This window comes from Trueperella bialowiezensis (assembly GCF_900637955.1).
In the GTDB taxonomy this organism is placed as follows: Bacteria; Actinomycetota; Actinomycetes; order Actinomycetales; family Actinomycetaceae; genus Trueperella; species Trueperella bialowiezensis.
Window position 1 is genome coordinate 677,868 of sequence record NZ_LR134476.1, and the last position, 25,651, is coordinate 703,518.

Here is a 25,651-nt window from a genome sequence, read left to right on the forward strand (position 1 = left end):
AAAAAGTCTACTCTACTCCTATGAGCAGTATCGATACCGGCCGCCCGGCCCGCCCCGACACCCCGATAGACGAGTGCGCAAACCGTTACGTCGCCAACCTTCTTGCCTGCACGCCAGAGCTCGTGACGAGCCTTGGCCGCGGCACGGCTGACGAGCGGGACTACACCGACTATTCACCCGACGGCGAAGCCGCAATGGCTGACCTTAACCGTTCCACGTTGCGGGAAATCACGGCGCTCGCCCCGCATGACGACGTCGACGCCGTCACCAAGGCCGCGCTCATCGACGATCTGGAGCGATCCGTGGAGTTTTACGATCGCGGCGAATACGGAGACATCAACGTGATTGCAACCCCGCTGCAGTCCGTGCACGAGATTTTTGACAACATGGCCCAAGACACCGCGGAGGATTGGGAGATCATCCTCAGCCGTCTGCGCAATGTGGATAAGGCGCTGAGCGGGTGGAGTCAGAGCCTTACCGCGCGTGCCGACGCCGGCCCTCCGCTTGCGACCAAGCAGATCGAGTTGGCAATCGATCAGGCCGAGTCCATCGCCGGCGCGGATTCTCCCCTAGCAAGCCTTGCTCTGCACGGAGCCGGCATGTTCGCCGACCTGGGAGACGACCTGGTCGAGGCCGCGGACCAAGCGCGCGGGGCCTATTCGACGCTGGCCGACTTCCTGCGCACCAACGTCTTGCCCGTGGGCGTGGGCAACGAAGCTTTCGGCCGCGAGCGATACGAGCTGCGCATCCGCTCCTCCACGGGCGCCACACTGGACCTGGACGAGACCTACGAGTGGGGCGTACACGAATTAGCGCGGATCGTGGCTGAACAGGAATCGATCGCGCGCGAATTGTACGGGCCGGGCGTGTCGGTGACTGAGGCGATGGAACGGCTGAACGCCGATCCGGCCTACCAGATACACGGCTCGGATAACTTGCAAGCCTGGATGCAGGAGGTGTCCGATCAGGCGCTTAGCGACCTGCATGGCACACATTTCGATATTCCCGATCCGCTGCGCGCCTTGGAGTGCATGATCGCTCCGTCGGGTACGGGCGCGATCTATTACACGGGCCCAACGGACGACTTTTCGCGTGGCGGGCGCATGTGGTGGTCCGTCCCCGACGGCACGGACGTGTTCCACACGTGGCAAGAAAAGACCACCGTCTACCACGAAGGCGTACCCGGCCACCACCTTCAAATTGGCATGGCCACCTACATGAAAGACTCGCTCAACGACTGGCGGCGCAACATCAGTTGGAACTCCGGGCATGGTGAGGGTTGGGCGCTGTATGCCGAAGGGCTCATGGCAGAGCTCGGCTACCACAACGATCCAGCCGACTACATGGGCGTACTCGATTCAGAGCGCCTGCGCGCCACCCGCGTAGTCCTCGACATCGGCTTCCACCTCGGCAAGCCCTCCCCGGCAGGCTACGAGCACATCAGCCCTGTGTGGAACCGTGAGGTTGCCTGGCAGTTCTTACAGGACAACGTGGCCATGGATCGTTCCTTCCTCGCCTTCGAACTCAACCGCTACCTGGGATGGGCAGGCCAAGCCCCTTCGTACAAGGTTGGCCACCGGCTGTGGAAACAGTTGCGTGCAGAGGCCGAAGCGCGCCCAGGTTTCAACCTCAAAGACTGGCACATGAAAGCGTTGCAGATCGGTTCGGTTGGCCTGGACGTCATGCGCGACGCACTCGCAGGCCCGGCGGAGGCATGATGAGCAAAACGCTTCTCCTTGCGTCAGCATCACCAGCACGCAAAGCCACCCTCATATCGGCGGGCATCACTCCCTCGGTGGCGGTTGCAGATGTTGACGAAGACGGGCTGCTCGCCGCACACCCGGGGCTTGGCGCGGAAGCTCAAGTTGAGTTGCTCGCCACTGCGAAGGCTGAGGCGATTGCGCGCCAACTTCTGGACGGCGAGGTCGCAGCCGGCAACAGTGCAGGTGGCGCAGATTCCAGGGAGTTGCCGAGCGTCGTCGTCGGATGCGATTCCATGCTCGAGATGAACGGCCAGGTGGTCGGCAAACCGCACACCCCCGATGTTGCTCGCGAACGCTTGCGGGCCATGAGCGGCAATCCGGGCAAGTTGCACACCGGGCACTGCGTCATTGACATGGCAAGCGGAGCACGCGCCACCGGAACATCAACGACGACGGTCCACATCGGCGAACTCTCCGAGCAAGAAATCGAGGCGTACATTGCCACGGGCGAACCCCTGCGCGTGGCTGGATCGTTCACGATCGACGGGTACGGTGGGCCGTTCGTCGACGGCATCGAGGGTGACCACCACGGCGTCGTCGGAATATCCCTGCCGCTACTACGCCGCTTGCTACGCGAACTCGGCCACTCGATCACGGATTTTTGGGATGCGTGACAAGCGCGCCGAACGGCTGTATCGCGGCGAAGCGTTCGTTGACTGCGGGTGCGGAGCCCGGCACTGGGGCCTATTCGGCGCCGCGGGAATCGCCGCGTGGCGCCCAGCAGCCACCGAACCGGAAATGCTCCTCCAACTGCGCGTGGCATGGTCACACCACGGCGGCACGTGGGCGGTGCCCGGCGGTGCGATCAACCGGGGCGAAACACCGTGGCAAGGCGCCCTACGCGAATTTTCCGAAGAAGCAGGCTTCCACGACCTCGCCGATCCCTCCGGACACAGCGTACTTCAACACCCAGACTGGTCGTACACAACATTCGTGGCACAGGTGGCCGACCCGCACGTGCGCGTGGTCGCCAACAAAGAATCCGACCAGCTCATCTGGGTTCCACTATCCAGGCTTACCGACTATGAGCTGCTGCCCGCCTTCCGCAACGCACTGCCCGATCTGCTACAGCTCATACCGTAAACAGACCGGCAGCGTCACAAACGAGTAAACGTCACTCGGGCAGAACCACCCGAGCAGCGTTAGACCGCGTAGCGTTAGACGATGAAGTCCATGTCCTCTTCAAACAGGCGGTTTTGCTTACTGCGCTCAGACATGGGAATCCACGACCGTTCAGATTTGCCCACATACACTTGCCGCGGCCGGCCGATCTTCTGGGTGGGATCAAGCACGAGCTCACGATACTGGGCGATCCACCCGGGAAGACGCCCGAGCGCGAAGAGCGGAGTGAACATCTTCGTGGGGAAACCCATCGCCTTGTAAAGCAGCCCAGTGTAGAAATCCACGTTCGGATACAGGTTGCGCTCCACAAAGTAATCATCTTCGAGAGCGATCTGCTCAAGCTCCATCGCCATATCGAACAGCTCCGTATCACCCTTGAGGCGCCCAAGGATGTCGTGAGCCAGCTCCTTGACCACTTTCGCCCGCGGATCGTACGACTTGTAGACGCGGTGGCCAAAGCCCATGAGCTTAACGTTATTCCGCTTGTCTTTCACTTGCTGCACGAACTCGGTGATCTCCGTATCCGATTCACGCAGGTTATCAAGCATGACGAGCACGGCCTCATTCGCACCACCGTGCAACGGGCCAGACAGCGCACCCACACCCGCAGCAACCGACGCGTAGATCGACGCCTGCGACGAACCGACCAAACGCACCGTAGACGTAGAGCAATTCTGTTCGTGATCCGCATGCAAGATCAGCAACTTATCCAACGCGTTGACGATCGTGGGATCGACGTCGTGCGTTTGGTAGGGCAACCCGAACGTCATACGCAGGAAGTCTTCCGTGTAGGACTTCGTGGAGTCCGGATACAGCAACGGAAAACCCGTGGCCCGCTTGGAGATGAACGCGATCATCGTGGGCACTTTAGCGATGAGCAAGATCGACGCCAAATCGCGCTGCTCAGGATCAAGCGGATCAAGCGTATCTTCGTAGTACGTGCCAAGACCGGCGATGCCCGCCTGCAGGATCGACATGGGATGACCCGATGACGGGAAAGACGTAAAGAAGCTCCGGAAATCCTCATGGAGGAGCGTGTGCTTTTTGATCCGCCGCGTAAAATTCGCCAGCGACGACGCATCCGGCAGCTCACCATAGATCAGCAGATACGCGACCTCCAAGAACGAGGCTTTCTCTGCCAGCTGCTCAATGGGGTATCCGCGGTAACGCAGAATACCGGCCGCGCCGTCGATATACGTGATCTCCGATTCACACGATGCTGTGTTCGTGTACCCCGGATCGAGGGTTGTGGTTCCCGTCTGCCCAAGCATGTGGCCGATTCGGAATCCATCATTGCCTTCTACAGCTTTGACGCGTTCAAGCTCTAATTCTTTGCCGTCGATAATCACCCGTGCATTGCTAGACATGGCTTCTCCTTCATGTTGTACGCCCGCAAGCGGGCAAAGATGCAACATACGTCACACTACCTGATATCAACTCAGGATAACCATCTTAAAGTCAAGATATCTCAGGTGAAATTCTTTTCAGCGCCTCTGGGAGATTTTCCAGCCGCTGGGCTGCTTCGTTAATCACCGCATCAGGAGCAGTGAGCGCCATGCGAACATAGCCATCGCCCGCCTCACCGTAGAAAGTTCCCGGCGCCACCACAATCCCTAACTCGGCACACGCGTTCACAACATCCCACGACGACGCCCCCTCGGCACGCGCCCACAGGTACAGGCCGGCCACCGAATCGGGATCGTTGTGCAGACCCGCGCCATCTAACGCACTCAATAACGTGGTTCGGCGCGCTTCGTAAACCTCGCGCTGGGAGCGCACGTGCTCGTCATCCCCGAGCGCGGCGACCATCGCCTGCTGCACGGGCGCAGGCACCATGAACCCCAGATGCTTGCGCAACTCAATCATCGGCGTCACAATCTGCGGATCACCAGCCAAGAAAGCACCGCGGTACCCGGCCATATTCGACTGCTTCGACAGCGAATACACCATCAGCAGCCCGCGCACTGACTCGGCGTCGTTGCCGCCGCACACCTCGTCAGCTAACAACGACGGCGCACTACTCCCCTGCCAACACAGCTCGGCATAACATTCGTCCGACGCCACGATCACGTCGTGCTCCCGCGCCCACGCCACAATCGCCCGCAACTGATCCGCACTCAGCACGTGACCAGTGGGATTGGCTGGCGAGTTGAGCCACAGCATGTCCAGATCGGTCGGCCAACCAGCCACATCCGGACCCGTGTCAACTAACACCGGTTCGGCTCCAGCCAGCCGCGCCCCGACGTCGTACGTTGGATACGCAACATGCGGAAAACCAATTCGCGAACCCGGCCCCAACCCAATAAGCGACGGAAGCAGGCCAACCATTTCTTTCGAGCCGATCGTGGGCAGGATCTCCACCGGCGCGGTAATCCCCCTGCGGCGCGCCATCCAGTCGCGGATTGCAGTTCGAAGTTCAGGTGTTCCAACAACCAGCGGGTAGCCGTGCGCGTTCGTGGCCGCACCCAGCGCGGACTGAACGACGCCCGGAGTGTCATCAACCGGCGTACCAATCGTCAGATCGCAGACCCCGCCCGGATGCGCCGCCGCCCGCTTGCGCGCGGGCACCAGTTTGTCCCACGGGAAATCAGGCAGCGAATCAGTATAGAACGCCACAGCTAATCGTTAATACCTTCCGGCAACGCGGCAATAAGCGGGTGATCCTTCCCGATTGGTCCCATCTGCGAAGCACCACCAGGCGAACCTATGTCATCGAAGAACTCAGCATTCGCCGCGAAGTACATCGACCACTCTTCCGGAGTGTCATCCTCATAGTAAATAGCTTCCACAGGGCACACCGGCTCACAGGCGCCGCAATCCACACACTCGTCGGGGTGGATATAGAGCATGCGCTCGCCTTCGTAAATGCAGTCGACTGGGCACTCATCAACGCAAGCCCGATCCTTCACATCGACGCACGGTTGCGCGATAATGTACGTCACACTCAACCTCCCTAAGTTTTAACGTTTTCTAGAACCAATCTAATACATATCTGTTGTGCTCACCGTGACCGGCTTAACCGCAGGTCACAGCATGAACAGGTTCGTACGTCCAGGAGTAGCTGGAATCCTCCTTGACTTCCCCGTTCAACGACACCTTACGGCCAACCGTGATCGAAAAACCCGACTCGCCAGCGCCGTGCGGCTCACAATCAGCAGCGGTGTTCACTCGCGACTGTGGGCGAACATAAGAGTGGCGTTCACCCTGCCACACTTCCACATCCCAATACTTGGTCGACCACAAGCGGGTATGGACCTGACCGCCCTCAACCCACGCCTCAACGAGCGCGCCATACGGGGTGTTGTTTTCCCAGATCATCGGAATCTGCTCGCCCCACAAAGTAGCCTCAAGACCGGCCGGGTAGCGGGAAAAGTATTTCGTGTGCGGGCGGTGTGCCACGTCAACCATCCCGGCACGGTAACCAATATTGAACGTGTTCGTGGACAACTGAGATAGGCCTCCGCCCATCGCCGTCGAATTAAACCCGTTCGCCACCACGCCAGACGATACGAATCCGTGCTCGGCATCAACCGGGCCAAGCGCATCGCCAAGATTGAACTGCTCACCCGGCTTGACCAGCGTGTTATTAATCTTTGCCGTGCCGACCACAAGATTCGTGGTACGCACCGAATCGGACGTGAGCGGAGTCGAAATCGAGGAGACGACCTCTTTAATCCCGAGCGCTTCGGCATCAGCCGTAGAAAATTCGGCCTCTTGCGTGATGATCTCAGCGACGACGGTACGATCACCGCTGTTAGCCACGCCCAGCAGGCCCTCCGACAGCTTCGCAAAATCAACCGTTTCGCCGTCTTGCGACGGGGTAATAACCGGTGCGCCCGCTTCAATCGCGATGGTCGCATCCTTTGCGACCGAAAGCACCTCGCCCGTGTGTTCACCGACCAGCTGGGCGAACGATTCCTCATTGACGGTCAGCGACGGCGTGCCACCTTCCGCACTGAACTGGATAAGCTGACCCGTCTGCTCCGGTGAGAGCTCAATGAGCGTCTCTTTCACCGTGATCGAAATAGGCCCAGACAGCAGCGGCGCCACAGCTTCCGCCACGAAGTCTTCCATCTCTTTCGTGGTCAGCTCGGGCTCAACCGCACTTGTGGGGAGCTGGATCGGCGCATCACCGGCCAACCACTGGGACGTGATCGCCTTTCCGGCGTCGTCTTTCACCACGTCAACACCCAAGCTCGCCGGTTGGACGCTCGCCGCGGCACCCGAAATTGTGAGCCCCGCGTCCTGTGCAGGCAGAGCCAGCTCTGTGGCTAGACGATCCACCTCGCTGTTGAGCGCGGCCTCATCCGTGGCCAGCACGGCATCAATGTTCGCTCCGCCCATGACGTGCGCGAGCATCTTCTTCGGATGGAGAGAAAAACCCACGAGGCCATCAAACGTTTCATCAAGATCCACAGCCAAACTAATCGTGGCCGGATCAACCTCGGCGGTAGGCGCGTGGTCTGGAGCCGGCTGCTCATCAGTGCCGGCGACCGGCGCTGGAGTTACCTGACGCGGGGTGGTCACAGCTTCTGCCAAGCCGGTATCCACCGCGGCATACGCTTCGTCTTTCGACATCCCGCCAACCGGCACTCCTGAGACCGTGATCCCCTTGGGAATCTGGTCTTGCAACGCATAGGCAGCACCAACATAGCCAAGCCCAAGGAGAGCAACAACAGCGCCCACAACAATCGGCCAGCGGCGCTTCTTCTTCGCCTTCACGCCCTCACCCGTGCCGTTCTCATCGCCAGACTCGCCTTCGTCACCCGAGCCGCTCTGTTCATCCGAGCTGCCCGAGCTGCCTGAGCCGCCCTGTTCATCCGAGCCAGCCTCGACAACCTGCGTAGCTGGCCCTTCCGGCGTCGTCTGCTTAGCTGCGGCATCGCCGGCAAGGATCTGCGTGTCCGGCTCCTCCGGCGTATCACCTGCACCGCCAACTGGCGCCTGCGAAGCCGTTTCGGGCTCGGAAGGCTCACCGCCAAGGCGTTTGTTCAACGCATCGAGCAGGTTGTCATCCTCATGGGGCTTGTGTGGCACGTACTATCTCCTTATAAGGTGTCACATTAAATTTTACCGGCCGCCACCGACACTTTCGATAAAGGCCGCCAATATCACCTTGGATCACGCCGTGATATCCGTGACGTCCGTGCCCTCCGGCGTCGCATAGAGTTGAGCACGAACACGGGCAGCACCGCCGCGAGCGCAGACAGCACGATCCACAACTCGGCGTATGGAGAGGTGCCGATGAGGAGGTCATCACTTGGGGGTGCGTAGAAGAAAACGATCGTCACCGCGAAAACTCCGAGCACATACGGCACCCAAGTTCGCACCCCACACCATTCCCACATCGCCCACGCCCCGCTCGCCACGATGACGAACGCCAGCACCAGCCCCACCACGGGCAAACCCAGCGGACCGGAATACACCACCGTGCACAACAAGCCCGTAGCCGCACCAGCAAGCGTGCCAAGAGCAACGCGAACAATACCCATGGCGTGAGTGTATAGCCGCATGCGCGTGCCGCGCCAACCTCACCTACCGGCGAGTGTAGATTTTCAGCCCGCCGGTAAAGCCTGCAAGAATATGCCCATGACCCTCGTACTACGCGCCAAGTCCACCCGGCTGTTTACGTTCCTGTTCATTTTCCTGGCAGGTGCCACACTCATCGCATCCACCATCAACGGCGGCGTGCGCGAGTTGCTGTGGGCAACCCCCGTGTGCGGGCTTATTGTTGCCATTGGTTGGGCCGTGTTTTGGAATCCGCGCGTGGAAGTGGGCCCTTCCGGGGTGCGCGTCGTCAACATCGTGCGCGAATACCTCGTGCCGTGGACTGACCTGCGCCTAGCCGAAAACCGTTGGGGACTCTACATTTACACGCGCCATGATTCTCGCAAGATCAGCGCGTGGGCAGTGCCGTCCAATGTTGGGTTGCTGTCTAACTCGTGGCGCGACCGGAAGAAAACCCCGGAAAGCCCCGCCTCTATTAACTGGGAGGACGGCGGGCGGGTCACCAAATTCGCTCACGTCCGCTTCGTCACCGATCTCATCCAATCGCGCGCCGGCCACCTGCGTAAGAATCCGCGTCTGCGCGCCGAGCTCGCCAGCCAGAACGGCGAGCAGTGGCCAGATCGCACGACTGTCAACGTGCAAGTTGCGCCCATCGCCGCCGTCGGTACGCTCTTCGCGCTGACGGCCCTCATGTTTGCTACGAACTAGTCGCTTCGCCAGGCTCGAGGACTCCCTCCCTCTGCGTTTCTGCTTATTTAGTAGTTTTGGCGAGGTCAAGGCCTCCCAACCCGCCCGTTTCTGCTTATTTAGCAATTCTGCCGGGGTCGAGGCCGGATACAAAAGCGCTGGGCCGACCCGCATTGCGAGCCGGCCCAGCGCCGATTAACAGTTCTGACCTTAGTCAGAAGCCGTTACTTGATGTAGCCAATGTTCTCCACGAGCAGCGTCTCAAACGCGGTGGAACCGTAGTTCGCGAGGTTGCTCGGGATTGCCGTGATGTTTGCACGGTAGTAGAGCGGAAGAACCATGACGTTGTCCCACACGAGCTTGTCGGCTTCGTTCGTGAGCTCGCGACGCTTCGCGTCGTCGGTCTCGGAAGCGATCTGCGGGATCAGGGCGTCAATCTCCGGAACTTCAAGACCCGTGAAGTTCGAGTTCAGCTGCCTACCTTCGTCATCGAGCGGCTTGCCGTAGATCTGGCCAACGTTCGCCATCGGGTACGGGGTACCCTGCCATGCGAACGAGGTCGATTCGTACTCGCCGTTCTGGATCTGCGTGAAGAAGTCCTTCGGCTCGGTGTCCGTGTAGGTCACGCGAACGCCGACCTTCTGCATCTGCTCCGTGAGCATTGCGCCTTCGTTTTCAGAGGCGTGGTTGCCCGGCAGGCGCAGGTAACGGAACGCAAGCTCCTGGCCGTCCTTCTCGTAGTAGCCAGTGGATTCGTTCATGACGTAGCCAGCTTCTTCAAACTTTTCCTTCGCCAGTTCTTCGCTGAACTCAACCGAGTTATCAACGTAGCCGTCCTGGTTCGGCATGAAGAAGTGGTTACCCAGGTGCAGGTTGAGTTCTGCAGACGGCAGACCAGCAAGATCCGACGCCGCAATATCAGCGGTGTCGATAGCGTGCTGGATGCCCTGGCGGACCAGCTTGTCCTGCAGCACGCCTGCACGCGAATTGAACGTGAAGTGACGCCACTGCACCGAGCTCGACATCTTGATGTCAACATCCTGGCGCTTGTTAGCCGTCTCGTAGGAGGCGGCGTCCACGATGAAGTTCAGGGCGTCGATCTCCGAGTTTGCGAAGGCGGCTGCTGCCGGCTCCTGCTCGAGCGCGGAGAACGTCACCGTGTCAAGCTTCGGGGTGGGACCCCACCAGTTCGGGTTACGCTCGAGCGTGAGCACGCCCTGAGCGGTGTTCGAGTTCGTCGGGATGAACGGACCAGCCATGTACTTGGCCGATTCGACGGCGTCCTTCCAGCCTTCGTTGAAGGTCGCGGCGTCCGACAGGCCTTCAGCCGGGCCAATCTCGGACATGTTTGCCGACCAGTCCGGGTAGACCGTGTTGTACTTGACGACAACCTGGAATTCGTTCTCGCCCTTTTCGATCGACTCGATCTCGTTCCAGCCGTCAGGCGACGGGCAGGTCACGTCTTCAATCTGACCCGAGCAGGCCTTCCACGTGGCCTCGTAATCGGCGTAAGTGATCGGGGTGCCGCTGTTCCACTTCGCGTTCGGGTTCAGATTCATCGTCAGAATCATGGCGCTCTCGCCGTCACCCTTGTCGTTCATCGTGTAAGACTCGACGTAGTTCGGGTTGACGTCGAAGTTGCCGTTCTCGTCGTAAATCCAGTTGACCGGGTTAACGAAAGAACCGATCTTGCTGGCCAGATCGACGGTGTTGCCGTCGAGGTGCCACCTGTTCCAGTTCTCCGGGTAGGCACCGATGGTCAGCGAGAGCTTGCCGCCATCCTGGAGCTCTGCCGGATCAACCTTGTTGTAATCCGACGCGGGAAGGTCCGAGCCGCCGTCGCCGCCGTCGCCCTTGTTAGAGCCGCCGGTGGAGCAGGCGCTCAGTGCAAGAGCTGCCGCAGCAAGTAGTGCAATGCTTGCTTTCTTCAATTGCATAAATGTCCTCCTTCAGGACCAGACTTTTGCGGACGTGCAAAAGTTACATGAACATTAGGTTAAACGATATTTCCTCGATGTGGAAACTTAAGGCGCCCTCGTTACCGTTCCGTTACAGAGCAGACTCAAATTGTCCGGATATACCGCCGCTTCACGGTTGCCACGGCCCGCTATGCCAGCGAGCGTGCTCCACTTAGAGAACGTCAGCTCCACCTAGAAAACGTCAATCTGCTGAGGGAAGTAGCACGCCACGTTGTGATCGGCGCCGACGAGCGAATACTCCGGATGAGCCGATTCGCACTTCTTCTTATCAGCTGCCCCAAGCGTCTCATACACCGGACACCTCGTGACGAAACGGCACCCCGCGGGCGGATTCGCCGGCGAGGGCAAATCGCCCTTGAGCAAGATTCGCTTACGGCCGCGTTCCTTGGCCGGATCCGGAATCGGAATCGCAGACAGCAGGGCTTGCGTGTACGGGTGGCGCGGCGATTCGAAAACGGCGTCGACGTCGCCGATCTCCACCAGTTTGCCCAGGTACATGACGGCCACTCGATCGGCAATATGACGGATAACCGACAGGTCGTGAGCCACGAACAGGTAGGACAGGTTGAGTTTGGCGCGCAGCTCGTCAAGCAGGTTGATGACGCCGGCCTGGATCGACACGTCAAGTGCCGAGACCGGCTCGTCCAAGATCAACAGCTTCGGCTGCACTGCAAGCGCCCGGGCGATGCCGATGCGCTGGCGCTGGCCACCAGAGAAGTTGCGCGGATAGCGGTTGACGTGCGCGGGCTCCAAGCCCACCATCGTCATGAGCTCTTTGACTCGCGGCTCGATGTCCTTCTTGTCCCATCCGGAATACTTGAGCGGTTCGGCGATGATGTCGTAGACCGGCATACGCGGGTCGAGCGAGGCCATCGGATCCTGGAAAACCACTTGCAGGTCAGTGCGTACGCGTTTGCGATCCGCGCGCGTCATCTTTGCCGTGTTCTCCCCGAGTACCACGATCTTGCCGTCGATGGGCTCCACAAGGTCGAGGACCTGCATGAGCGTCGTCGTTTTTCCAGAACCTGATTCGCCCACAAGGCCGAGCGTTTCGCCCGCGCGGATGTCGAAGGAGATGCCGTCGACGGCGTGCACGGTTCCCACTCGACGCCGGAAAACCGCACCTTTCATGAGCGGGAAGTGCCGCTTCATATTCTCTACCCGCAGCACCTCTTCACGTTCGGCACGCGGGGTACCATCGAGCGGGGCGATGATCGGATCGGGCAGCGGATAGATGTCGCTGTACGAGCGTGATTCGTCGCGGATTTCGTGGGCGCGCCGGCAAGCCACCTGATGCGGAATGTTCGGCGTATCAGACTTGACGTCCATAAGCTCCGGTTCGCCCTTCAAACATTCGAGTTCGGCCACCGGGCAGCGAGCCGCAAACGGGCAGCCGGTTTGTTCGTAGAGCATCGAGGGCGGATTACCTTCGACGACGGCGAGCTGGTTCTCCTTACGAGCATCGAGCCGCGGTAGCGAGCCGAGCAGGCCGATCGTGTACGGCATCGCCGAATGGCCGATCGTGTACGGCATCGCCGAATGGTAGAAAATTTCGTCAACCGCGCCGCGCTCAACGATCCGGCCGGCGTACATGACGGCCACCTTGTCGGCAATACCTGCCACGACGCCGAGGTCGTGGGTAATCATGATGACCGCGGCGCCCGTCTCCTTTTGTGCTTTACGCAGCACGTCAAGAATCTGGGCCTGGATCGTCACGTCGAGGGCCGTGGTCGGCTCGTCCGCAATAATCAAATCCGGATCATTGGCAATCGCCATGGCGATCATCGCACGCTGGCGCATACCACCGGAAAACTCGTGTGGGAAGGACTTCACGCGGATTTCCGGGTTAGGAATACCCACGATGTCGAGCAGCTCAACGGCTCGCGCCTCGGCGTCGGCTTGCGACATGTTCTTGTTGTGTGCCTGCAAGGCCTCAACAATCTGGGAGCCGATCGTGTACACGGGCGTGAGCGCGGACAGCGGGTCCTGGAAGACCATGCCCACCGTCTTGCCGCGAATTTTGGACATGTACGCATCGGACGTGCCGAGCACTTCCACACCGTGCAGTTTCACAGACCCGGTCACGTTCGCAGACGGGTCCAGCAACCCCATGATCGACATCGAGGTCACCGACTTGCCTGAGCCAGATTCGCCCACGATGCCAAGCACTTCGCCGGATTCGACAGTGAGGTTCACGCCACGCACCGCGTGTACCACGCCGTCTTCGGACGGGAAGCGCACGTTCAAATCATTAACTTCGACGACGGGAACGCCCGGCTTGGCTTCGGGTAGCTCCTGCGGGTCGACCACCTTGGCCGCCTTCGTGGATGTGTCCTTCTTCTTAATAAGCGGGCTCATACCTGTCCTCCTGACTTCGACGAGGGATCGATGGCGTCACGCAAGCCGTCTCCGATGAAGTTCACTGATAGGAGCATCAACACGAGCGCCAGCGCGGGTGGAAGGAACAGCCACGAATGTGTAAGGGCAGATGACTGGCCTGCACCGATCAACGAGCCGAGCGAAACCTGCGGATCCTTCACGCCGAACCCGAAGTAGGACAGCGAGGTTTCCGACAGCACCGCAGAAGCCACGTTGAGTGTGAAATCCACGATGAGTAGCGAGGAAATGTTCGGCAAAATGTGCCGCATGATGATCGTGCCAGAGGGCACGGACATGTATTTCGCGGCCGTCACGTAATCGAGTGATTTCACGGACATCGTCATTGCTCGCACCACGCGTGCGGTGAGCATCCAGCCGAAGGCCGCCAGTAGGAAGATGAAGATGACGACGCCGGCGCCTTCCGATCCGAACCGGTTCGAGATGATTGCGATCATGAGGAAGGACGGGATAACGAGCATGAGGTCGATGATCCAGGTGGCGACCTTGTCTACCCAACCGCCGAAGTAGGCAGCGGCGGAACCGAACAGGGCTGCCCACCCGGTTTGGATGAGAGCCACCGAGAAGCCGATGATGAGCGACTTGCGCAAGCCTTCGAGCGTCATCGCAAAGATGTCACGCCCGCGCTTGTCCGTACCAAAGAGGTGCTCGGCGTCGGGCGGCTGCAAGTAGTGGCCGCGGTCGCGGTCTAAATAGTCCCACTCGGCAAGCATCGGGCCGAAAATCGCGAGCGCGAGCACAATAATCAGGCCGACGACGCCGATGACGGCGGTCTTGTTACGCCAGAACCGGCGCGCGATGATCTGCCTGCGCGTGTAACGCTTGGTTTGGGCCATACGCTCTTCGGTTTGCTTCGCGAGCTTGTCTTTCACTGCGGCGAGTTCCGCGGCGTCGGCCATCGGGGAAATGTTCTTGGTCATTTAGCTCACCCTCACTCGCGGATCGGCGACGGCGATCAGCACGTCTGAGAGGAAAGCGCCGGTTAGTGTGGCCACGCCAGAGAAGGCCACGACTGCTGCCGTTCCGTTGATGTCTTGCGCTTGGATCGTGCGAATACCGTAGATGCCCATGCCTTCCCAGCCGAAGATTTGTTCAGTCACGGCGGCGCCGAGCACGAGGCCGGTGATACCGAAAGCAAAGTAGGTGGCAATCGGGATGAGCGAGGTGCGTAGCGCGTGGCGGCGCACGGCGGTGGAGTACCGCAGGCCTTTGGCGCGGGCGGTGCGCACGTAGTCCGATCCCAGCGTGTCAAGCATGAGGTTGCGCTGGTAGCGCGAATAGGTGGCCAGGCCGCCCGCGGAGATCGAGATGGTCGGCAACAACAAGTGTTGCAACCTGTCGAGAAGATTCGGCCAGAATTCATCTGGAGGGGTTGTTGACTGTGGGCCGATGAATTGGAAGAAGCTTGAATCGAACGTGTTGTTGAACCACACCGCACCCATCTGCAGGCCGATGCCGATCACCATCGACGGCGTGGAAATGATGATCATTGCGACGATCGTGATGATCCGGTCTGGGATCGAGTACTGGCGCACTGCCGCCCACGCACCGATCGCGACGCCGCCGATAATTCCGATGAAGAAACCGAGGAAGACGAGCTGGAGCGAGAGCCACACCCGGTTCGAGACCTGTTCGTTGACCGATGCACCAAGCGGAGAATAGCCCCAGTCCCATTCCGAGATCATGCGCAACCATTCCACATACCGTTCCACGATCGGTACTTGCGGGTTGATATTCCAGCCGTTGAGGCGCGCGTCCACGGATTGCACGACGTCGGCGTACGTGCGATTTGCTGACTGGGTGAGCTCATTTTCGATGAGCATCGAACGCGGATCAAGCTGCGTTCCCGCCAGGAAATAGGCGATGGTGACGGCGACGAACAGCAGAATTAAGTAATTCAGCAATCGCCGGATCAAATACTTAGTCATGCGAGGCCTTCTCTTTTCGGTGCCCTCCGCCTCGCCGGCCGTGAGACCACCACACTAATACCGGTTAGGCACCTTGCCCAACCACTACTCCTACCGCTTTCGGTGTGTACGTCTCTTGCATAGTAGTGCAAGAACCCCCGCTGGTGCGAAACGAGACGACACGACGTCACACTTTGTGACAATCCAGCAACCAAACTAGGCTGGCAGAGTGCAGGTAGTCAATTTTCTCAACTATGGTCCGCTGGATTACATGGCTATGGATTCGATCCAGCGAATCGTCCACGACGACGTGGCCCATCTGCGTATGCCCGACACCCTACTCGTGTGGGAGGCAGACCACGTGTATACGGCAGGGCGGCGTACGGCCGCGGAAGATATTCCTGATTCGTCGATACCGGTGATCCGGATGGATCGCGGCGGTTCCGTCACGTATCACGGGCCTGGCCAGCTGGTGGTCTACCCGGTGGTTAAGGTGCGACCGCCCAAAGACGTGGTGGGTTTCGTGCGGGCAACTGAACGCGCGATCATGGCGGCGATGGCTGGGTTCAGTTTGCATACCGAACAAGTGGAGGGTCGCTCCGGGGTGTGGGTGTGCGGCGATGGCGAGGATCGCAAACTGTGTGCGATCGGGATCAAATTCGCTGAGGATGCCACGATGCATGGGCTCGCCCTCAACGTGTCAACCGATATCGAGCGCTTCAACAGGATCGTGCCGTGCGGGATCACGGACGCCGGGGTGACCTCGCTGGATGCGGAAGGTATTGCGGTGCGGCTCGACGACGTCGTGCCCGCCGTCGTGAGCGAACTTGCCGCAGCCTACGAACCGTTCCTGCTACGAAACGACGAGGCGATCACGCACGCGGACGCCGGGGACATCATCACCCGGGTACAACAGGTGGAACCGGTGGAATTACCGGCCGTAACCGGCTCGCGGTGGGACGCGGCGAGCGTATCACCCGTCCATGTGAGTGGATAGAGCGTTAAGATAGACCTTGTTCAAGGAGGAATAAACGTGACCGACACACTTGTAGGCGGGCGAGTAACCCCGGGCGAACGTAAGTTGCTACGCGTCGAGGCGCGCAACGCGCAGACCCCGATTGAAACCAAGCCCGAGTGGATTAAAACCAAAGCCACGGTTGGTAAAGAGTATTCGGACATGCGCGAACGGGTCAACGGCGCATCCCTGCACACGGTGTGTAAAGAAGCGAACTGTCCGAACATTTACGAGTGTTGGGAAGACCGCGAGGCCTCCTTCCTCATCGGCGGCGACATCTGTACCCGCCGATGCGATTTCTGCTTTATCAAAACGGGCAAGCCCACCGACTACGATCGCGACGAGCCACGCCGAGTGGCACAATCCGTGAAAGAGATGGAACTCAACTACGCCACGATCACGGGCGTCACACGCGACGACCTCGACGACGGCGCCTCCTGGCTGTATGCCGAAACGTGCCGCCTCATCCACGAAACGTGCCCAAACACGGGTGTTGAGCTCTTGATTGACGACATGCGAGGCGGGGCGCCCGCCCTCCAGCAGGTTTTTGACGCCCGCCCGGAAGTGCTCGCACACAACCTCGAAACGGTGCCCCGGATTTTTAAGAAGATCCGCCCGGCCTTCCGCTACGAACGCTCCCTCGATCTCATCACGTTCGCTTCAGAAAATAATCTCATCACCAAGTCGAACCTGATTTTGGGCATGGGCGAAACGAAAGACGAGGTCTTGCAGGCGATGCAAGACCTCGTGGATGCCGGCTGTGACATCTTGACGATCACCCAATACCTGCGGCCCTCGCCCCTGCACCACCCGATTGATCGGTGGGTCAAGCCCAACGAGTTCGTCGAGCTGTCCAAGATCGGCTACGAGATGGGCTTCGCCGGGATCATGGCCGGGCCGCTCGTGCGTTCCTCGTACCGGTCGGGTTCGCTGTGGGCGCGGGCGATGAAGCACAAGGGCTGGCCGATCCCCGACCACCTGCGCAACATCGCGGGCGCGGCAGAGAAGTCACCGTTTGCGGCTCAAGAAGCCCAGTCGGTAGTTAACCGTATGGGTGGCTGCCACAGCTAACATCACCTGTCCGCCACCGCGGGCGGCTGCCCGCGCTACTCTTGCTCCGCCGCTGCGAACAGTTCGGCAAGCGCTACCCGGTCGGCTTTGCCGTTGGCGTTCGTTGGCAGCCCATCAACGACGACGACGCGGCGCGGCAGCTTGAACCGCGCTAGCACCTGGCTGGCAAAAGCCTGAATCTCCGCAAGGCTCGGGGCTGCGAAACCGGCCTGCATGACGATCGCTGCCGACACCGCTTCACCCCACACCTCGTGCGGCGTGCCAATAACCGCGCAATCTGAGACGCCCGGGAACTGAGCGAGCACGGCTTGGACTTCCTCGGCTTGGATGTTTTCTCCCCCGGAGTTGATGACGTTGTGTTTGCGCCCGGTGATCCACAGGAAGCCGCCCTCGTCTTGGCGTACAAGATCGCCGGTGTGTAGCCATCCGCCGCGGAAAGCTGCAGCGCTCGAGTCCGGATCGTGCCAGTAAGAGTTCGCCACGTTCGGGCCGCGCACAAGCAACTCTCCTGCGGTGGCGTCCTCCCCCGCCTCGTTCACTATTCGTGCCTCCACGTGTGCGAACGGACGTCCGATGGAACCGGCACGCTCGTCCAGGTGCTCGGCCGGCAGGTAGGCACCCGAGGCGGCCGTTTCCGTCATCCCCCACACATTCAATGGTTCCAAACCGGCCTCGCGCATTCGGCTCAGCAACGGTGGCGGAACCGGCGCACCGCCAATGAGCGGCAGGCGGAAATTGGAAAGATCATAGCTGGAAAATTCCGGGTCGTTGAGCAGCGCCGCATACATGGTGGGCACGCCAAACATGATCGCCACCTTGTGCTCCGCAAGGGCGGCCAGCACGCGGGTCGGATTAAACTCGCGCACGATCACCACTGTGCCGCCGTGCGAAAACAGATCCAGGGTTGTGCCGTTGAAACCGCCAATGTGGGTGAGCGGGGCGACTGTGAGTACCGTGTCGTGATTGGAGTATTCGAAGCCTTCCCGGAAATTGCGCGCACCCCACCACAACTGTTCGTGGGTCAGTTCCACGCCCTTCGGTTTGCCAGCGCTCGCCGAGGTGAACAGCAAGGCGGCAGGGCCTTCCGGATAGGAGCGCGAATTAAGCGCGGTGCTCCCGGATTTTTCGGTGGTGATGAATTTCCCGTTGTGCGCTTGCGCTGCCGCGCTGAGCCCGAAGTACCCCTGGGAAATGGCTGCCGAGACGGATGGGGCGTGATCGTCGTCGTCGATTACGAAATGTGTGATTGTGCCGAGCGATTCGAACACCCCATCCTCGGCAACTTCCACGTCTGCAACCAGCACGCGCGGGGCGCAGAAGTCGACGAGCGCGAGGTGGTCGGCGCGGGTGAGCCGGTGCGATACCGGCACGAAAACCGCTCCGATGCGTGCGCAGGCCACGTGAAAGAGCATGTGGTAGGGCGAGTTGCGAGCGATGAGCATGACGCGGTCGCCGGCGCTCACTCCCGTGGCACCCAGCAACTGTGCCAGCTGGCGGGTACGCTCCGCGGCCTCCAGCACCGTCATCGTTTGCGAACCATAGACCAGCGACGTGCGATCCGGATGCGCTTTCGCCGCCCGGTCCAGGCTATGCGCGGAATTGAATGTCGGTTTACTATGCACCAACCCAGTATCCTTCACAGACCTTAGCCAGCGCTAGTACATCGGCTGGGCATGAGATTTCCCGCACCGAATGCATTGACAGCAGCGGAATCCCGACGTCGACGGTCGTCATCCCAAGGCGCGTGGCTGTTAGCGGGCCGATCGTTGACCCGCAAGGGACGTCATTGTTTGACACGAAGGTCTGCGTGGCGACGCCGTGGCACGCCGCCGCCCGCCGCCACAGCGCGCTACCTTTCGCTTCGGTTGCGTAACGCTGGTTCGCGTTGACTTTGAGGAGTGGGCCAGCGCCGAGGGCCACCTGATGGTTCGGATCGTGCTTGGCCGGCATGTTCGGATTGATTGAATGCCCGGCGTCGGCAGAGATGCACGACGAGCGAGCCAGCATCTGGGCGAAAGCGTCATAGCTTGCCGCACCCAGGCTTTCCGCGATTCTGCGCAGCGTGTTTTCTAAGAACGGCCCGGCTGCACCGGCGTATGTCGACGATCCCACTTCTTCGTGGTCGAAGGCCGCGAACACGGCGATATCTTCGCCCGGCAGGCCCGCCGTCGTCGTCAAAAACGCCTTCAGCGAAGCAAACACGGACGAGAGGTTATCCTGCCTGCCCGCAGCGAAGAACGCATCCCCGTCCGCACCGCCAAACACGGCGGGCGCCTGCACGTCGTAGGCAAACAGGTCATGGCCAGCGATCTCCTCAGGGGCGATCCCTGCGCTGTCGGCAAGGTAGCCGGCAAGATCGGCCGCACCTAAAGCCCAGATCGGGTGGTAGTCGGCCTGCCGGGACAGCTCCAGCCTGTCGTTGACCGACCTATCCAGATGCGGAGCGGTCTGCGGGATGACCATGATCGCCGGCGTCTTGACCAGATGAGCCTCACCGTGGATATCGGTAATAATGCCGGCGATACCCAGATCTCGGTTGAGCCACGAGTTGAGCAGCGGGCCGCCGTAGACCTCCACGTTAACTTGGCCGAACCCGAAGGCCGAGCTGCCCGGCGTCGGCTTAACTTTGAACGACGGCGAATCCGTATGCGAACCGACAATCCGGAAACCACCATCGCTACCCGCGTACCCCAGCTGCCAGGCAATCACCGCCCCGCCGCGCACCACGTAGCCGCGATCGTGGCCTGCCCACGGAGCGGCTTCGTCTTGGTGGGAAAAACCGGCGTCACCCAACGCCTGCACGATCTGCTGGGCAGCGTGAAAAGAAGATGGAGAATCGCTGATGAACCGGGCATACGCCTCGGTGAAGTCTGTGGTCATGGCTATAGTTTAGGCGAGCGCGCCAAGCAGGTACACCCACGCATCATGGCCGGGCTGAATCACATCAATATGGTTCGCACCTTCGACCACCGCCAGGTTGAACGGCTCGGATCGCAAATCTCGCGAACGTGCCACCGGCACACTCTGGTCCGCCGTGCCGTGAATGATGTTCACGCTCAGTTCCCGCCCGCGGAACTTCGCCTCCCCCAACTGGTAGTAGTTGAACAGGGGATCATACAGCGCGTAGCGATCCGCGCGCTCCTCGAGCGTGCCACCAATCCATACGGCGGCATGCCCGTGTTCGCCAGCCGGGTCTTCCCGCACTTCACGAGCCAGATCAATAATGGGTGCGAGCAGCACGGCAGAAGCAGGTTCTAGCTCCGAGGCCAACACGACGTTCAGGGCGAAGAGAGCTCCGGCGTCGTGCCCAACCCACACCGCACTAGCCAGCTGTGGGTGCATGGCGAGCCGTTGGGCGTCGTTCGCTGCCAATTCCGGGCGGCCCGGTTCAAAACGCATTTGAGGTAACGCCACCCGGTATCCGGTTTGGGCAAGCGCACTGGCTGCTGGGCGGGTGGCAGCAAGCAAACCGTTGCCGGAGAATTTCCCGCCGTGCAGGAAGCAAATCGTGCGGGCCGCATCGGCGTCACCGTACCATTCGATGACTTGGCGGTCGTCGTCGCCATAACGTTCCACCGAGCTGGGGAATACGAGCTGGCGGGCGAGTCTGTCCGCTGCTTGGGCTTCGCCCTGCGCGGTCACCTGCATATGGCTGTTATCAGTTGGCTTGTGCATCGGCATAATACTGGCGTTCGCCACTAGTTTCGTTCCGCGCCCATATCTCGCACGAAAGCGCGTTGCGCCGGGGTCTCCACGGCGTCGTGCGCATAGTTCTGTTTAATGAAGTCAATCGCTTCTTGGGGATCCATACCTTCCAACACAGCGATGATGGCAAGGGCCGTGCCCGTTCGCCCAACGCCGCCGCGGCACACGATTTCTACCCGTTCGCTAGCGGAACGTTCCCAGGCGGTCTTGAGCACGTCGTGAGCTTGGGAAGTGCGGCGTGGCAACCGGTAGTCTGGCCAGTCAATAGCAATGGTCTCGTTCGCACTCGAGGTCACAAAATTACCGCCCAGGCGCGAACCCACTCCGGTGGTTAACATGATGCACAAGTCGGCTGGTTCTTCGGCTTGTTGACGCCATGACCGCCCACGGATACGCCGACCAGAGGGGAACTCGACGACGCCGGGTGCGGCCTTCCACCGCTGCTCCTTGCGCACCTGTTCCATCTGCACCTCCAACCATCGGCGCTCCATTGCAGCTTTCACCGTACCAACCTTGAGGTAAAACTAGCCAGAAAATCTCACGGATTTTTGGCTTTCCGGGGTAATCTCACATCCGCCACCCAGCAAGATCAACTCTTGTGCGAACTACCTCACATGCGCTCGCATTTTCAGATAATCTTGAAGTCGAGACAATAACGTCTGGAACGCTCGAGCGTGACTGAGGAGCATACATTGGCAAAGATCATCTACACCCACACTGACGAAGCGCCCATGCTGGCAACCGCCTCCCTCCTGCCCATCATCGAAGGCTTTACTAAGCAGGCAGGCATTGACGTTGAGCTACGCGACATCTCCCTTGCAGGGCGTATCATCGCAGCTTTTTCCGATCTACTTCCCGCCGAGCAGCGGTGCAGTGACGCACTGGCTGAACTAGGCGAACTGGCCACCAAGCCCGAGGCGAACATTATTAAGCTGCCCAACATTTCGGCGTCGATCCCCCAGCTCAAAGCGGCAATTGCGGAACTGCAAGAGCTCGGCTATGACCTTCCCGATTACCCGGAAGAGCCCGCTACGGAGGCTGAGCGTGACTGGCGGCGGCGCTACGATTCCGTCAAAGGTTCGGCGGTCAACCCCGTGTTGCGTGAGGGCAATTCGGATCGCCGTGCTCCACAGGCGGTCAAGAACTTTGCGAAGAACAATCCGCATTCGATGAAGCCGTGGGCGGCGGATTCGAAGACCCGCGTGGCCACGATGGGCGGTAAGGATTTCCGCGCGAACGAGGTTTCCACCGTCGTTCCCGAATCGGGCACGGCACAGATCGTGCACGTCGCACCCGATGGTACCGAGACCGTGCTGCGCGCCGAACTTCCCGTGAGCGTGGGCGAAGTGCTCGACGCGACCAAATTAGATGTGGCGGTGCTCGGCGACTTCCTCACCGAGCAGGTGGCGGCAGCCAAACGCGACGACGTGCTGTTCTCCCTCCACCTGAAAGCCACGATGATGAAGGTCTCCGACCCGATCATCTTCGGCCACGCCGTGCGCGCATTCTTCCCTGAAACGTTCGCGCAGTACGGGCAGGTGCTCGACGACGCCGGACTCAGCGCAAACGACGGCCTCGGCTCGATCTTCGCCGGGCTTGACGCCCTCGAGGGCGGCGCGCAGATCCGTGAATCCTTCGCGCGCGAGATGGCGGACGGACCGCGCCTATCCATGGTGAACTCCGACCGCGGAATCACGAACTTGCACGTGCCCTCCGACGTGATCGTTGACGCGTCGATGCCGGCGATGATCCGCAACGGAGGCCAACTGTGGGGTCCGGACGGCGAGGCTGACGACACGGTAGCAGTAATCCCTGATTCTTCCTACGCTGGGATCTACCAAGCCGTGATCGAGGACTGCCAGGCACGCGGCGCGTTCGACCCGACCACCATGGGAACCGTGCCCAACGTTGGGCTCATGGCACAGAAAGCCGAAGAATACGGTTCGCACGATAAGACGTTCGAGATCGAGGCCGATGGCACGGTGGAGGTGCGCCTGCGCGGCCAAGTGTTGCTGTCAGTGCCCGTAAGCGCGGGCGACATTTTCCGGTCCTGCCAGACCAAGGACGCCCCAATCCGCGATTGGGTGAGCCTGGCCGTCCGCCGCAGCCGTATCTCCGGCATGCCGGCCATCTTCTGGCTCGACCCCACGCGCGAACACGACCAGCAAATCCGCGCCAAGGTCGAGACCTATCTGGCAGATGAGGACACCTCCGGGCTCGACATCAAGATTCTGGCTCCGGTGGACGCCATGCGTGAAACGCTCCAGCGGGTGCGAGCTGGCCAGGACACGATCTCGGTGACGGGCAACGTGCTACGCGACTACCTGACCGACCTGTTCCCGATCATGGAGCTCGGCACGTCCGCCAAGATGCTCTCCGTGGTACCACTCATGGCCGGCGGCGGGCTCTTCGAAACTGGTGCCGGCGGTTCGGCGCCCAGGCACGTCGAACAGCTCGTGAAAGAAAACCACCTGCGCTGGGACTCACTCGGCGAGTTCCTCGCGCTCGCCGAATCGCTACGCCACCTGGCACGTTTTGCGGATAACCCGCGCGCCGGCGTCGTCGCTGACTGCCTCGACCGGGCCACCGAAACGCTACTGAACGAAGGGCGTTCCCCGCAGCGGCGCACCGGCCAGCCGGATAACCGGTCCTCGCACGCGTGGCTTGCCACCTACTGGGCGGACGAACTGGCAAAGCAACCCGACAACCCCGAACTTGCAGCTCGCTTCGCCCCGGTGGCCACTGAGCTTGCAGATGGCGCTGAGACGATCCAGCAGGAGCTGCTGGCCGTGCAAGGATCTCACTCGGGGATCACTGGCTACTATCGTCCAGATCCCGAGCAGGTCGAGGCGGCCATGCGCCCGTCGGCAACACTCAACAAGATTATCGACGCGCTGCATTAACGCATGTTCACGCTGCGGCCGCTGCCGGGCTACTGATACGAGACGAAGTCCGGCAGCGGCTCTACTTGGTAGGTTCCGGCCGGGTCGAGCATGGGCACGTCTTCGTCGTAGAAGTTCTTCCACCCCCAGCGGGTCACGTTCGGCGCGTTGTTGACGAGCGTGCGCCACGTGTCCTGTTTCGCTGCTTGACTGCCCTGGCCGTCCACGTGAATAAGGATCGCGAGCTCAGACCTGCTTTGGTCGAGCTGGTCGATGTCGCGCAGCATTTGCACTTGAAACTGGTGCAAGATGAGCATCTTTTGCGGCAGGTTGTGTTCGCGCGTGAAGTCGGCCAGGTAGTTCACTACTTCGTTGACTTCGGCAATCTCCACGTGCCCGATCCGCGTGAGCGGCATGTCGTTTGGGCCAAGCCGCCATTCCGGGTCCAAGGCCAAGCCCACGTGCGGATACGCGAGCAGTTGCTCGTATGCTTTGGCCTGGCTGACAAAGTCTGCTCGGCCTGGTTGCAGGTCGATCACCACGTACTGACCTGCTTCTTGCGCGGCTTCGATGAGCGGGATGAAACTTTCTGGTGCCCACTCATTCGAGTAGTTGCCGTCATCGCCCGGGCCGCCCGCGGCCACGGTGACGATGATTTCGAGTGCGGGGATCACCTGATCGTCCGTGAATTCGCGATAGGGCTGAGCGTGCTGCTCCGCCCGCGCCACCGTTTCCGCCACGCCTTGCTCGCCGAGCACACCCAACGTGGTGGTGTGCGGGGAACCGTAGAGTGCCACATACCGCTTCCCGTCAAACACGCGCTGCCCGCCACCGGGCAGCTGGATGCCGGTGTGTGCTGTGGCTAGTTGCCAGCTCAGATCCGGGTTGTCTTCGGCAAAGAGCCCGACGACGCCGTCGGCACCAGCCACCGCTTCGATGACGGCGCTCGAGCTGCGCGGATCAGCAGGAGAAAGTTGCACGCTCGCCCCGGCGGCCACGGCCGTGCCAAGGGCGGCGCGGTGGGCGGCGTCGGTGACGACGACCGCAGCCGAAAGCCGCTGCGCCGGAAGGTAACTGAACGTGAACTCCTCGCTGTCAAGCGGAGCCTGCGCGGGAGACCCGTAAATTTTGCTGCCAAGGCCTTCTATGGCCGCGTCCGTGTCGGCCGGTTCGGCGCTGTACTCAAGCTGTAAGCCGAGATCGCTGGCAAGCGCCGGCGCGGCCGCGGCGAGCTCGTGCACATCCAGGTCTTTTTCGAAAAGCTGGGCTGGCACGCCGTTGGCAAGAACCGTTCGGGTACCCAGGCGCTTCAGTTCGTCGGCAACCTCGGCCGGTAGCTCTGCGGCGCCACCCGTAAGCAGCACGGGCACGCCAAGAACGGCTCCGTACGAGGCCGCTTCCCACGAATCACTATCGGCCACAATCACCACGGGCGCAGAAGAAAACAGCTGGGAGGTCCCGAGCGCGGCGCTCGAGGCAGACGAATCCGCTACGACGACGGGCGAATCCAGGCTCGCCGCAGCCACCGGCACGTCGCTCTCACCGCTATCTTCTGGTTCAGTTGTGGTGAGCGCCAGGCCGAGAACAATGCCGACGGCAACCGCAACCAGTGCCG

21 protein-coding genes are annotated in these 25,651 nt (G+C 60.8%); 7 read left to right on the forward strand and 14 right to left on the reverse strand.

Annotated elements, in window-relative coordinates; translation table 11 throughout:
- Positions 1–20 precede the first annotated feature (20 nt).
- The 3 genes from EL234_RS03175 to EL234_RS03185 are packed head-to-tail and all read left to right on the forward strand — an operon-like array spanning position 21 to position 2,846.
- Positions 21–1,718 (forward strand): DUF885 domain-containing protein, encoded by a 1,698-nt coding sequence (locus EL234_RS03175; RefSeq protein WP_126416107.1) that lies wholly within the window; start codon positions 21–23, stop codon positions 1,716–1,718.
- Positions 1,718–2,377 (forward strand): Maf family protein, encoded by a 660-nt coding sequence (locus EL234_RS03180; protein WP_126417231.1) that lies wholly within the window; start codon positions 1,718–1,720, stop codon positions 2,375–2,377. Before EL234_RS03175 ends, EL234_RS03180 begins: the two co-directional genes overlap by 1 nt.
- Positions 2,370–2,846: an NUDIX domain-containing protein gene (locus EL234_RS03185; RefSeq protein WP_126416108.1), complete on the forward strand. Its 477-nt coding sequence runs from the start codon at positions 2,370–2,372 to the stop codon at positions 2,844–2,846. The genes EL234_RS03180 and EL234_RS03185 overlap by 8 nt, the downstream gene beginning before the upstream one ends.
- A gap of 74 nt (positions 2,847–2,920) precedes the next feature.
- On the opposite strand, the gene EL234_RS03190 is transcribed toward EL234_RS03185, so the two are convergent.
- The 5 genes from EL234_RS03190 to EL234_RS03210 form a co-directional block, all read right to left on the reverse strand.
- Positions 2,921–4,252 (reverse strand): citrate synthase, encoded by a 1,332-nt coding sequence (locus EL234_RS03190; protein ID WP_126416109.1) that lies wholly within the window; start codon positions 4,250–4,252, stop codon positions 2,921–2,923.
- Positions 4,253–4,343: 91 nt separating this feature from the next.
- Complete coding sequence (dapC, locus tag EL234_RS03195) at positions 4,344–5,501, reverse strand: succinyldiaminopimelate transaminase (protein WP_126416110.1); 1,158 nt, start codon at positions 5,499–5,501, stop codon at positions 4,344–4,346.
- A gap of 2 nt (positions 5,502–5,503) precedes the next feature.
- Positions 5,504–5,827 (reverse strand): ferredoxin, encoded by a 324-nt coding sequence (fdxA, locus tag EL234_RS03200; RefSeq protein ID WP_126416111.1) that lies wholly within the window; start codon positions 5,825–5,827, stop codon positions 5,504–5,506.
- Between the two features lie 73 nt (positions 5,828–5,900).
- On the reverse strand, positions 5,901–7,922 hold the full coding sequence (locus tag EL234_RS03205) for a VanW family protein (protein ID WP_126416112.1): 2,022 nt from the start codon (positions 7,920–7,922) through the stop codon (positions 5,901–5,903).
- A 74-nt stretch (positions 7,923–7,996) separates the two neighbouring features.
- Entirely contained in the window at positions 7,997–8,377 is a 381-nt protein-coding gene (locus EL234_RS03210) for a hypothetical protein (protein ID WP_126416113.1), read from the reverse strand.
- 97 nt (positions 8,378–8,474) lie between these two features.
- Here EL234_RS03210 and EL234_RS03215 point away from each other — a divergent pair, with 97 nt between their 5' ends.
- Positions 8,475–9,101, forward strand: coding sequence for a PH domain-containing protein (locus EL234_RS03215; RefSeq protein ID WP_164712317.1), 627 nt, complete (start codon positions 8,475–8,477; stop codon positions 9,099–9,101).
- Positions 9,102–9,304: 203 nt separating this feature from the next.
- On the opposite strand, the gene EL234_RS03220 is transcribed toward EL234_RS03215, so the two are convergent.
- From EL234_RS03220 to EL234_RS03235, 4 genes are all read right to left on the reverse strand, one after another.
- A complete protein-coding gene (locus EL234_RS03220; protein ID WP_126416115.1) occupies positions 9,305–11,017 on the reverse strand; it encodes an ABC transporter family substrate-binding protein in 1,713 nt (570 codons plus the stop codon).
- A gap of 213 nt (positions 11,018–11,230) precedes the next feature.
- Positions 11,231–13,417 carry an ABC transporter ATP-binding protein gene (locus tag EL234_RS03225; protein WP_126416116.1) on the reverse strand — a complete coding sequence of 729 codons (2,187 nt, stop codon included), beginning with the start codon at positions 13,415–13,417 and terminating at the stop codon, positions 11,231–11,233.
- Entirely contained in the window at positions 13,414–14,376 is a 963-nt protein-coding gene (locus EL234_RS03230; protein ID WP_126416117.1) for an ABC transporter permease, read from the reverse strand. Before EL234_RS03230 ends, EL234_RS03225 begins: the two co-directional genes overlap by 4 nt.
- Entirely contained in the window at positions 14,377–15,384 is a 1,008-nt protein-coding gene (locus tag EL234_RS03235; protein ID WP_126416118.1) for an ABC transporter permease, read from the reverse strand.
- Positions 15,385–15,592: 208 nt separating this feature from the next.
- Here EL234_RS03235 and lipB point away from each other — a divergent pair, with 208 nt between their 5' ends.
- Positions 15,593–16,360 (forward strand): lipoyl(octanoyl) transferase LipB, encoded by a 768-nt coding sequence (gene lipB, locus EL234_RS03240; protein ID WP_126416119.1) that lies wholly within the window; start codon positions 15,593–15,595, stop codon positions 16,358–16,360.
- 30 nt (positions 16,361–16,390) lie between these two features.
- A complete protein-coding gene (gene lipA, locus EL234_RS03245; RefSeq protein WP_322787219.1) occupies positions 16,391–17,449 on the forward strand; it encodes a lipoyl synthase in 1,059 nt (352 codons plus the stop codon).
- A 35-nt stretch (positions 17,450–17,484) separates the two neighbouring features.
- On the opposite strand, the gene EL234_RS03250 is transcribed toward lipA, so the two are convergent.
- The 4 genes from EL234_RS03250 to EL234_RS03265 are packed head-to-tail and all read right to left on the reverse strand — an operon-like array spanning position 17,485 to position 21,657.
- Complete coding sequence (locus EL234_RS03250) at positions 17,485–19,071, reverse strand: class I adenylate-forming enzyme family protein (RefSeq protein ID WP_164712319.1); 1,587 nt, start codon at positions 19,069–19,071, stop codon at positions 17,485–17,487.
- Positions 19,064–20,329, reverse strand: coding sequence for a M18 family aminopeptidase (locus tag EL234_RS03255; protein ID WP_126416122.1), 1,266 nt, complete (start codon positions 20,327–20,329; stop codon positions 19,064–19,066). Before EL234_RS03255 ends, EL234_RS03250 begins: the two co-directional genes overlap by 8 nt.
- A 9-nt stretch (positions 20,330–20,338) precedes the next feature.
- Positions 20,339–21,124 (reverse strand): alpha/beta hydrolase family protein, encoded by a 786-nt coding sequence (locus EL234_RS03260; protein WP_126416123.1) that lies wholly within the window; start codon positions 21,122–21,124, stop codon positions 20,339–20,341.
- A 23-nt stretch (positions 21,125–21,147) separates the two neighbouring features.
- Positions 21,148–21,657 (reverse strand): protein-tyrosine phosphatase family protein, encoded by a 510-nt coding sequence (locus tag EL234_RS03265; protein WP_126416124.1) that lies wholly within the window; start codon positions 21,655–21,657, stop codon positions 21,148–21,150.
- A gap of 189 nt (positions 21,658–21,846) precedes the next feature.
- Here EL234_RS03265 and EL234_RS03270 point away from each other — a divergent pair, with 189 nt between their 5' ends.
- Complete coding sequence (locus EL234_RS03270) at positions 21,847–24,057, forward strand: NADP-dependent isocitrate dehydrogenase (protein WP_126416125.1); 2,211 nt, start codon at positions 21,847–21,849, stop codon at positions 24,055–24,057.
- Between the two features lie 29 nt (positions 24,058–24,086).
- Here the strand turns inward: EL234_RS03270 and EL234_RS03275 are convergent, their stop codons facing one another.
- Entirely contained in the window at positions 24,087–25,562 is a 1,476-nt protein-coding gene (locus EL234_RS03275) for a hypothetical protein (protein WP_197718456.1), read from the reverse strand.
- Positions 25,563–25,651: the final 89 nt, after the last annotated feature.

What these genes read in the sequence shown, in the direction of transcription:
- EL234_RS03175 (WP_126416107.1), top strand. Translation starts at nt 21, where the DNA reads ATGAGCAGTATCGATACCGGCCGCCCGGCCCGCCCCGACACCCCGATA.
- EL234_RS03180 (WP_126417231.1), top strand. Translation starts at nt 1,718, where the DNA reads ATGAGCAAAACGCTTCTCCTTGCGTCAGCATCACCAGCACGCAAAGCC.
- EL234_RS03185 (WP_126416108.1), top strand. Translation starts at nt 2,370, where the DNA reads ATGCGTGACAAGCGCGCCGAACGGCTGTATCGCGGCGAAGCGTTCGTT.
- EL234_RS03190 (WP_126416109.1), bottom strand. Translation starts at nt 4,252, where the DNA reads ATGTCTAGCAATGCACGGGTGATTATCGACGGCAAAGAATTAGAGCTT.
- EL234_RS03210 (WP_126416113.1), bottom strand. Translation starts at nt 8,377, where the DNA reads ATGGGTATTGTTCGCGTTGCTCTTGGCACGCTTGCTGGTGCGGCTACG.
- EL234_RS03215 (WP_164712317.1), top strand. Translation starts at nt 8,475, where the DNA reads ATGACCCTCGTACTACGCGCCAAGTCCACCCGGCTGTTTACGTTCCTG.
- EL234_RS03220 (WP_126416115.1), bottom strand. Translation starts at nt 11,017, where the DNA reads ATGCAATTGAAGAAAGCAAGCATTGCACTACTTGCTGCGGCAGCTCTT.
- EL234_RS03225 (WP_126416116.1), bottom strand. Translation starts at nt 13,417, where the DNA reads ATGAGCCCGCTTATTAAGAAGAAGGACACATCCACGAAGGCGGCCAAG.
- EL234_RS03230 (WP_126416117.1), bottom strand. Translation starts at nt 14,376, where the DNA reads ATGACCAAGAACATTTCCCCGATGGCCGACGCCGCGGAACTCGCCGCA.
- EL234_RS03235 (WP_126416118.1), bottom strand. Translation starts at nt 15,384, where the DNA reads ATGACTAAGTATTTGATCCGGCGATTGCTGAATTACTTAATTCTGCTG.
- EL234_RS03255 (WP_126416122.1), bottom strand. Translation starts at nt 20,329, where the DNA reads ATGACCACAGACTTCACCGAGGCGTATGCCCGGTTCATCAGCGATTCT.
- EL234_RS03260 (WP_126416123.1), bottom strand. Translation starts at nt 21,124, where the DNA reads ATGCACAAGCCAACTGATAACAGCCATATGCAGGTGACCGCGCAGGGC.